General features: G+C 71.9%; 10 protein-coding genes. 5 read left to right on the top strand and 5 right to left on the bottom strand.

Annotation, left to right across the window (positions count from 1 at the left end; translation table 11 throughout):
- Window positions 1-98 precede the first annotated feature (98 nt).
- The 3 genes from ACWEOE_RS27660 to ACWEOE_RS27650 are packed head-to-tail and all read left to right on the top strand — an operon-like array spanning window position 99 to window position 2,312.
- Window positions 99-533, top strand: coding sequence for a hypothetical protein (locus ACWEOE_RS27660; protein WP_452014094.1), 435 nt, complete (start codon window positions 99-101; stop codon window positions 531-533).
- 25 nt (window positions 534-558) lie between these two features.
- A complete protein-coding gene (locus tag ACWEOE_RS27655) occupies window positions 559-1,707 on the top strand; it encodes a sensor histidine kinase (protein ID WP_452014092.1) in 1,149 nt (382 codons plus the stop codon).
- Complete coding sequence (locus tag ACWEOE_RS27650; RefSeq protein ID WP_452014090.1) at window positions 1,704-2,312, top strand: response regulator transcription factor; 609 nt, start codon at window positions 1,704-1,706, stop codon at window positions 2,310-2,312. The genes ACWEOE_RS27655 and ACWEOE_RS27650 overlap by 4 nt, the downstream gene beginning before the upstream one ends.
- A gap of 12 nt (window positions 2,313-2,324) precedes the next feature.
- Here ACWEOE_RS27650 and ACWEOE_RS27645 read toward each other — a convergent pair whose 3' ends face one another.
- The 3 genes from ACWEOE_RS27645 to ACWEOE_RS27635 all read right to left on the bottom strand — a co-directional run bounded on the left by ACWEOE_RS27645 (window position 2,325) and on the right by ACWEOE_RS27635 (window position 4,112).
- Complete coding sequence (locus ACWEOE_RS27645) at window positions 2,325-3,116, bottom strand: MerR family transcriptional regulator (protein WP_452014088.1); 792 nt, start codon at window positions 3,114-3,116, stop codon at window positions 2,325-2,327.
- A gap of 14 nt (window positions 3,117-3,130) precedes the next feature.
- Window positions 3,131-3,619 carry a VOC family protein gene (locus ACWEOE_RS27640; RefSeq protein ID WP_452014086.1) on the bottom strand — a complete coding sequence of 163 codons (489 nt, stop codon included), beginning with the start codon at window positions 3,617-3,619 and terminating at the stop codon, window positions 3,131-3,133.
- A gap of 94 nt (window positions 3,620-3,713) precedes the next feature.
- Entirely contained in the window at window positions 3,714-4,112 is a 399-nt protein-coding gene (locus ACWEOE_RS27635) for a hypothetical protein (protein ID WP_452014084.1), read from the bottom strand.
- A gap of 339 nt (window positions 4,113-4,451) precedes the next feature.
- Between ACWEOE_RS27635 and ACWEOE_RS27630 the strand changes: the two genes are divergently transcribed.
- Entirely contained in the window at window positions 4,452-5,753 is a 1,302-nt protein-coding gene (locus ACWEOE_RS27630) for a multidrug effflux MFS transporter (protein ID WP_452014082.1), read from the top strand.
- Between the two features lie 597 nt (window positions 5,754-6,350).
- Here ACWEOE_RS27630 and ACWEOE_RS27625 read toward each other — a convergent pair.
- Window positions 6,351-7,187: a sigma-70 family RNA polymerase sigma factor gene (locus ACWEOE_RS27625; RefSeq protein ID WP_452014105.1), complete on the bottom strand. Its 837-nt coding sequence runs from the start codon at window positions 7,185-7,187 to the stop codon at window positions 6,351-6,353.
- 80 nt (window positions 7,188-7,267) lie between these two features.
- Here ACWEOE_RS27625 and ACWEOE_RS27620 point away from each other — a divergent pair, with 80 nt between their 5' ends.
- Window positions 7,268-7,726, top strand: a complete 459-nt coding sequence (locus ACWEOE_RS27620; protein WP_452014080.1) for a nuclear transport factor 2 family protein — start codon at window positions 7,268-7,270, stop codon at window positions 7,724-7,726.
- Here ACWEOE_RS27620 and ACWEOE_RS27615 read toward each other — a convergent pair.
- Window positions 7,718-8,176, bottom strand: a complete 459-nt coding sequence (locus tag ACWEOE_RS27615) for a DUF7144 family membrane protein (RefSeq protein ID WP_452014078.1) — start codon at window positions 8,174-8,176, stop codon at window positions 7,718-7,720. The genes ACWEOE_RS27620 and ACWEOE_RS27615 overlap by 9 nt on opposite strands.
- Window positions 8,177-8,219: the final 43 nt, after the last annotated feature.

The following is an 8,219-nucleotide window of genomic DNA, read 5'->3' as shown; positions in this document are numbered from 1 at the left end:
ATCCGACGGCTCAGTCATGACAGCCATACCCGAAACCCCCGGGTCCTCCGATCCTACGAACGACCAGATCAAACCCGTACTCGAAAGGTAGGACAGTCATGAAACCCAGTCCCGCCACCCTGTCCTGCGAAGACCTCCAGCACCCGCGCAGCGTTTCGGCGTTTCGCACCGCACGGCTGCTGGTCGTCGCCTACCTCACGCTCAGCGTGCTCACGGTCGTCGCCGTGGTGCTGCTGCGCAACAACGCCGCCATGGTGACCGACGCAGTGTGGGTGCGCACCGTGATCGTGGTGGCCAGTGCTCTGCTCACGTTCTCGTTCACCGTCCGCACGGCCCGTGGCTCGCGCCGCGCGTACCTGCGGCTGCGGCTCACCTCGGGGATCATGTTCGTGGCGATCGTCGTGATCGCGTCGCTGCCGGGGGCGTTCCCGGTGTGGCTGCGCGTCGAACAAGGCGTGTGCGGCCTGATCCTGCTGGGCGTGGTCCTGATCGTGAACGGGCGGCACCTGCGCTCGTTGTTCGCGCGCTCCTGAGCCGGCGGCCGGTAGCGTGCCAGGCGTGGACCACAACGCGGATCGGTGGGTGCTCGGGTGGCGCCGATTCGTGCTCGACACCGGCCTGCTTGTGTACCCGGCGGTGACCGTGGTCGCGGTGGTGCAGCAGGGCGGCACCGCGGGGGTGGTGGGCTGCGTGCTCGTGGCGCTGTTCTGCTGCTGCTACGCAGCTGCGGCGATCGCCGCAGACCGCCGCGCCGTGCGGGCGTTCACCGGCCTGCTCGGCGCGTTGGCGCTGCTGTTCCTCGCCACGCTGCCCTTCGCCCACGCGGACGCGTTTTTCCTGGCCATCGTGGTGGTGTCGTTCGTGGTTCCGCGTCTGAGGGGGCGCCCGGCGATGCTGGTGGTGGCGCTCGCGGGCCTCGCGGCCGTGATCGTGCCGTGGGCGGTGCCGGCGTGGCACAGCGGGCCGGGGTGGACGCAGGCGGTCGCGCTCGTGTTCACCGCGCTGATGGTCTACGCCTTCGCCGAAGCGATCCGGGCGAACCGCGAGCTGGTCCAGGCGCGGGCGGAGGTGCAGCGGCTCGCGGCCGAGGCCGAGCGCGCCCGGATCTCCCGCGACCTGCACGACCTGCTCGGCCACTCGCTCACCGCGATCACGGTGAAGACCAACCTGGCCCGGCGGCTCAGCGCGAAGGATCCGGCGCGCACGCTCGAAGAGATCACCGAGGTCGAACGCCTTTCACGGCAAGCACTAGCGGACGTGCGCGCGGCCGTGTCGGGCAGCCGCGAGGTGACGCTGGCCGGCGAGCTGGCGCGCGGGCGTGAGCTGCTGCGCGCCGCGGGGGTCACGGCGGACCTGCCCACGGCGGTCGACGTGGTCGACGGCGCGCACCAGCAACTGTTCGGCTGGGTGGTGCGTGAGGGGCTGACCAACGTGGCGCGCCACGCTCGGGCCACCAGGTGCACGGTGCGGCTTTCGGCCGCGGAGGTGGAAGTGCGCGACGACGGAGTGGGTGCGGCGGCGACGCCGGGCAACGGCCTGGACGGGCTGCGGTCGCGGGTCGCCGAGGCCGGCGGGCGGATGGACGCCGGGCCGGTCGAACCACGGGGGTGGCGGCTGTGCGTGGCCATGGACCCGGGGACTCGCACTCAGGGGACTCGGGACCGGGGGACTCGGGATCGGGGGACTCGGGATCGGGGGACGCCGTGACGATCCGCCTGCTGCTCGCCGACGACCAGGCGCTGGTGCGCCAGGCGTTGTGCGCCTTGCTGGAGCTGGAAGACGATTTCGCGGTCGTCGCGTCGGTGGGCCGCGGTGACGAGGTGGTGGACGCGGCGCTGGCCGAGCAGCCGGACGTCGCGTTGCTGGACATCGAGATGCCGGGCCTCGACGGGCTGGCCGCGGCGGCGGTGCTCGCCGAGCAGGCGCCGGGCTGCCGCGTGGTCATGCTCACCACCTTTGGGCGCGCGGGTTACCTGCGGCGTGCGATGGAGGCGGGCGCCGTCGGGTTCGTGGTCAAGGACGCACCGGCCGAGACGCTGGCCGACGCGATCCGCCGCGTGGTGGCCGGCGAGCGGGTGGTCGATCCGGCGCTGGCCGTCGCGACGTTGGCCGCGGGGGAGTCGCCGCTGACCGCGCGTGAACGAGACGTGTTGATCGCCGCCCGATCGGGGGTCTCGGTGGCCGGGATCGCGGGCACGCTGTACCTGTCCGAAGGCACCGTGCGCAACTACCTGTCGGCGGCGATCGCCAAGACGGGGACCCGCAACCGCATGGAAGCGCTGCGGGTCGCCGACGAGCGCGGCTGGCTCTGAGTGCTCGCCGGATCAGTCTTCCCAGGTCGCAGTTTCCGGGTCGACGCCGTGCACCACGGCGTTCGCGTTGATCACCTCACGCAGCCACGCCGCGAGGCCGGGGGAGAACTCGCTGTAGTAGCCCGCGAACCCCTCGTCCTCGGCCATCAGCCGGCCGAGGCAGACGTGCCGGGTGTGGGGGCAGTCGAAGTAGGTGGTCATCGAGGCGCGGTGCCGCTCGGCCAGGGCGTTGGCCTCGGCCGAACCGGGGATGACGCCCAGCTGGTGCGCGCTCGCCAGATCGGCGTTGAGCTTCTCCACGCGGGCCGTGACCGCGCGCCAGTCGTCGGGGCTCAGCGCCGCGGCCCGTTCGGCGTACTGTGTCCACTGAGGACTGTCACCCCAGCGGGTGTGGGCCTGCTCGACCCATTCGGGCCGCCAGTCGGCGCCGAAGATCTCCACCTGCTCCTCCGGCGTGAGCTGAAGCCCGGTTTTCGTCGCGGCCAGCATGCGGTCGACGGCCGACACCATCGTCTGCAACCGGCTGATGCGCTCGACGAGCTCGGTGCGCTGGCACCGCAGGTGGTCACCCGCGTCGGCGGCCGGGTCGTCGAGCAGCCGGCCGATCTCCGCGAGCGGGAAACCCAGCTCGCGGTACACGAGGACCCGGTGCACCCGGGCGATGTCCTCGCCCGAGTACACCCGGTACCCCGCGTACGTGCGGTCACTGGGCCGCACGAGCCCGATCGCGTCCCAGTGGTGCAACGTCTTCACGCTGACTCCGACGAGCGCCGCCGCGCGGCCGACGGTGAGGCCTTCGCTCATCAGCCCAGTGTGGCTCACCCGCGCGGAACGGCGATCCCGACGGCCCGCAGGCTCTCGGCCTGCTCGCTGTCCGGGTCGATGGGCCGGGCCGCGGTGAACACGACCCGCACGTGGTCGGGCGTTTCGATCGTGAGCTCGAGCGAGTTCCACGGCTTCTCCTCCGGGCCGCTCGTGCAGCCCGGCCGCAGGTCCTCACACCGCGCGACGACCTCGTCGAGCTGCAGCGGCACGCACGAGAAGCTCAGCGTGAGGCCCGTGGTGGGCCCGACCTCGCCAGGCACGAGCAGCACGTCCTGGAAGGCCCAGCGCCGCAGGTGCGTGACGTGGCCCGGGATCGAGAACAGGTCGATGAACCCGAGGCCGCGCACCCAGAAGTCCTTCGACTCCCCGAGGTCGGCCGTCGGGATGATCGGGAACATCGGCATGCCGTAGAAGCCGCGGTAGATCTCGGCCGGCGCCGCGTCGAGCGCCGGCATCGGGACGGGGCTGGTGTATTCGGTCATGTCCTCGATGCTCGACCCTCCTGCGGCGTCAGGGTCAAGGCTTGAGCAGCTCGGGTCGCGGTCGTGTTCGCGCAGGCGCTGCACGCACGTTGCTTCAATGCTCCTGCGGGGACGCTGTCGGCGCCTTCGCCGGAGTGACCGGCATCGGGATCGCGGGCCCGTCCGCGGTCCAGCGCGGCACGGGTGCGACGTGGGCTTCGAGGTGCTGCTTGAGCCCCGTCACCCGGGTGGTTGCGCAGGTGACGCGCACGGCGGCGGTAGCGGGCGTAGGTGCGGGCGGCGCTGATCCCGACGAGCCCGAACTCGGGTTCGTCGGGGCGCTGGTGGCTCGCGCGACGACGAGGTCGAGCACCGGCTGGGGCTGCGGGTGCCGCAGGGTCGGCAGCCCCAGCCGCCCGTCACCCGCGACGCGCAGCACGGGCTGGTCGCCAACGCGGCCGAGCGAGCGGTTGAGCACGAGCTGAGCGAGCCGGCCGCACCCGTACGCCACCACCACGGCGACCGGCGCCGCGACGAGGCTGGGCCAGCCGTGGCCGGGGCCGAACGTGGTCTGGACGGCTGCCGCGGCCAGTTGCCTTCCACCTGCGTCCGTCGGTGTGGCCGACCGTGCTCGGGTGGCTCGGGCTGCTGGTCGGGTTCGAACTGCGAGGCGGGGAGATCCGTCGTATACGAACTGTCCGATGTGGACATTTACGGCGAAGCGGGCGGTCTGTAGCGGCGTGAGCACGCGCTGTCACCTGGGAAAAGGGGCGTTGTGACGTGGCAGTGATGTCGGAATAGGCGGGTCTCGTTCGTCGTAGTTGTGAGGTGGCTACCGACTGAGGGAGATGCTGTGACGAACAGGCTGGAAGCCGCGCCCGGCGCCGAGGTGTCCGCTGGGGGCGGACAGCTGAAGCTGGTGCTGATCCTGGGTGTCCTGGTGGCACTCGGGCCACTGTCCATCGACATGTACCTGCCCGCGCTGCCGACGATCGCGCGGGATCTGCTGACCTCCGAATCCACGATCCAGCTCACGCTGACCGGCACGGTCCTCGGCCTAGCGCTCGGCCAGCTGCTGGTCGGGCCGCTGTCCGACGCGTTCGGCCGGCGGATCCCGCTGATCGCCGGCAGCCTGATCCACGTCGGCGCCTCGCTGCTGTGCCTGGTGGCGCCGAACGTCGAGCTGCTGACCGGTGCTCGCATCCTGCAGGGCCTCGGCGCCTCCGCGGGTGCGGTGCTGGCGCTGGCCGTGGTGCGTGACCTCTACACCGACCGCGGCGCGGCGAAGCTGCTGTCGCGCCTGATCCTCGTGATGGGTGTGTCGCCGGTGCTCGCGCCGACGCTGGGTAGTGCGCTGCTGAGCTGGACCGAGTGGCGCGGGGTGTTCGTGGTGCTCGCCGTGATCGGGATCGCGAGCGCGATCGCCGCGGCGCTGGGCCTGCCCGAGACGCTGCCGAAGCAGCGCCGGCAGCCGTGGGAGATCAAGGCGACCGTGCGGTCCTACCGCAAGCTGCTCACGGACCGCTCGTTCATCGGCCTGGTGATCGTGGCCGGTCTCGCGATGGCCGGGTTGTTCGCGTTCATCAGCGGTGGTTCGTTCGTGTTCCAGCAGCAGTACGGTCTCGACCAGGCCCAGTTCGGCCTGCTCTTCGGCGCCAGCGCGATCTGGCTGATCGCCGCGACGCAGGTCAACGCCCGGCTGATGAACCGCTACGAGCCCGCCCAGGTGCTGCTCGCCGCGAGTGTGGCGGCCGTGGTGGCCGCGGCCGTTCTGCTGGTCACGGCGCTCACCGGCTTCGGTGGGATGTTCGGTGTGGCCGTGCCGGTGTGGGCGGTGCTGTTCTTCGCGGGCTTGATCCTGCCCAACGCGCCCGCCGTCGCCCTGAACGCGCACGGCTCGAACGCCGGCACCGCGGCGTCGCTGCTGGGCGCGGTGCAGTTCGGCATCGGCGCCGCCGTGTCACCGGTCGTGGGCCTGCTGGGCAACAACGCGGCCGCCATGGCCGCGGTGATGTTCGGCGGCATCCTGCTGGCGGGGGTCGTGCTGTGGGTCGTGGCCCGGCCGTGGCAGCTCGTCGTGCCCGACGACCTGGCTCCCGAGCCGGCCGGGCCGGTGGCCCAGCCGGAGGCGGTGGCCTGCGCCGACGCGGGCTGACCGCTGCCCGGTTGTGGACTTTTGCGCGCCCGGTCAAGCGAACGGATGGCGAAAGGCGCCAAGGAGTCAATACCCCGGCTCTGGAGCAATCGAGGAAATCACCGCTGCCGGCTTGACCCGGTGAACAACCCGTTGAGCGCGCAGACGCCGGCACGCTGACCCGGAGTGGTCCGGCCCGACGGCACTGTCGCGCGGGTCGCGCTGCGCGGCGGTGCTGCCCGACGCGACGCGGTCATCGAGTACGAACGCGACGAGCAGGGTCGCGTGGTCGCGCAGCCGACCAACGGCCGCACCACCACGTACTCCTACGCGGCCGACGGCAGTGGGGTTCGATACCGCATACCGTCCGGAGTGGACAGTGGCACGCCGGCGCGCCTGACCGGTGGCGGCCACGTCGCCGCCGTCGACCGGGCCCTGGCGGGCAAAGAGACGGGCCGGTCGGTCGATGGCACCGTGGGCCTGACCCAGGGCTGCGACGACGAGCAGCGGCTCACCGCGGTGACCGTGCGTGAGCTCGCGGCCGAGCCGGCGGCACGGGACCTGCTGCTCAACCCGGGCGGCGTGCTCAACGTGCGGGTACCGGGCGCGAGCCTGAGCTCATGGGTTCAGCGCCGCGAGCCGGGCCGGGTCGGCGAGGATGTTGATCTCGACGATCCGGCCGCCGCGCACGGTCGGGCAGAACACGGCCAGCGGCTTGCCGTGCGAGAGAGAGACCAGGCCGGGCGCGCCGTTGACGAGGACCGCGCGGCTTTCCGCGCCGAGCTGTTCGAACAGCACGGCCTGACCCGCCACCTCGGCGGCACCCCGGACGAGCCGCGAGCCGCCGGTGACACCCGCGTCGGCGCGGAGCACCACGTCGGGGTCGAGCACGGCGAGCAGCGCCTCGAAGTCACCCGCGCGCGAGGCGGCCAGGAACGCGTCGAGCACCTCGCGCTGCGCGGCGACGCCGGCGTCCGGCTGCGCGGCACCCCGCACCCGGCGGCGCGCGCGGCTGGCCAGCTGGGCGGCGGTGCCGGGCGTGCGCCCGACGATCGGCGCGATCTCGGCGAAGGGCACCCCGAACAGGTCGTGCAGCACGAACGCGAGCCGCTCGGCCGGCGACAGCGTCTCCAGCACCACGAGCAGCGCCAGCCCGACCGAGTCGGCGAGCACGGCCTCCTCCGCAGGGTCCGGGTCGGCGACGATCGCGTCGGGCACGTGCGTGTCCAGCGGCTCCTCGCGGCGGGATTTGCGCGAGCGCAGCACGTCGAGGCACACGCGGCTGACCACGGTGGTCAGCCAGCCGCCCAGGTTCGCCACGCCGTCGGTGTCGCTGCGGGAAAGCCGCAGCCACGCTTCCTGCACGGCGTCCTCGGCTTCGGCAACCGAACCGAGCATCCGGTAGGCGACGCCGCGCAGGCGGTCGCGGTGGGCCTCGAACTGGTCGGTGAGCATCGCGTCCACGGTCAAGTTCCTCCGTCGGGATCCGTCTTCCGCGTTGACGGATCCCGCACGGAGGATGTGACAGGAGAGCCATGAACGACTTCCAGGCCCTCGCCGACCGCGTCGAGATCGGCGCGCTGGCCGCCGAGTTCACCGACGCCGGCATGACCCACGACTACGACCGGCTGGCGTCGCTGTTCGCCGAGGACGGCGTGCACCGCATCGGCGACGCCGGCATCGAGCTCTCCGGCCGCACCGAAATCCGCCGCGGTATCGAGCGGGCGCGGCAGCTGTGGGAGTACTTCCTGCAGACCGCCCACTCGGGCCCGATCCGGCTCGATGGCGACACCGCCACCGGCCGCACGTACATCGTCGAGTTCGGCCGCCTGCGTGACGGCAGCTCGCACCTCAACCAGTCGGTGTACCACGACCGCTACCGGCGCACGGCCGACGGCTGGAAGTTCACGGAGCGCTCGTACGAGATGCACTACGTGGACACCACGCCGCTGACCGGGCAGGCCTCACCCGCGTGGGGTGAGGTTTCAGACTGAGGATTCGGCTTCGTCGTTCGAGTGCGCGATCACCGCCCAGATCACGAGCACGTCCATCGCGATCACGATCAGCCCCCACGCCGGGGCCGCCGAGAGGAACGCCAGCATCGCCAGCGCGTTGAACCCGGCGAGGATCACCAGGACGACCTTGGCCCAGCCGGCGCCGCTGAACAGCGCGGCGCCGGCCGCCGCCGCCAGCGCGCCCACGATCAGGTGCAGCCAGCCCCAGCCCGTGAGGTTCAGCACGAGGTACCCGCCGGGCGCGGCCACGTAGTAGTCGTTCTTGAACAGCGCCACCAGCCCGATGATGATGTTGAAGAACCCAGCCAGGATCGCGATCGTGCCCGCGAACGCGATCCACCCGTTCGCCGCCCGAGGCTCGGCGAACCCCGGCCGCGCCGAGTCCATGGCGCGCGGGTCCGAGCCCTGCATGCGGATGTAGTCAGACATAGCCGTGCCTCTCGTCGGTATCCCGTCGACCCACGGTGAACCG

The sequence above is a fragment of the Amycolatopsis sp. NPDC004368 genome (assembly GCF_053602515.1).
The sequence above is the reverse complement of the archived record's forward strand: the minus strand, read 5'-3'. Positions and strand labels throughout refer to the sequence as shown.

Excerpts from the sequence above, each read along its gene's own strand:
- ACWEOE_RS27660 (WP_452014094.1), top strand. The coding sequence starts at position 99 with ATGAAACCCAGTCCCGCCACCCTGTCCTGCGAAGACCTCCAGCACCCG.
- ACWEOE_RS27645 (WP_452014088.1), bottom strand. The coding sequence starts at position 3,116 with ATGAGCGAAGGCCTCACCGTCGGCCGCGCGGCGGCGCTCGTCGGAGTC.
- ACWEOE_RS27640 (WP_452014086.1), bottom strand. The coding sequence starts at position 3,619 with ATGACCGAATACACCAGCCCCGTCCCGATGCCGGCGCTCGACGCGGCG.
- ACWEOE_RS27625 (WP_452014105.1), bottom strand. The coding sequence starts at position 7,187 with ATGCTCACCGACCAGTTCGAGGCCCACCGCGACCGCCTGCGCGGCGTC.
- ACWEOE_RS27620 (WP_452014080.1), top strand. The coding sequence starts at position 7,268 with ATGAACGACTTCCAGGCCCTCGCCGACCGCGTCGAGATCGGCGCGCTG.
- ACWEOE_RS27615 (WP_452014078.1), bottom strand. The coding sequence starts at position 8,176 with ATGTCTGACTACATCCGCATGCAGGGCTCGGACCCGCGCGCCATGGAC.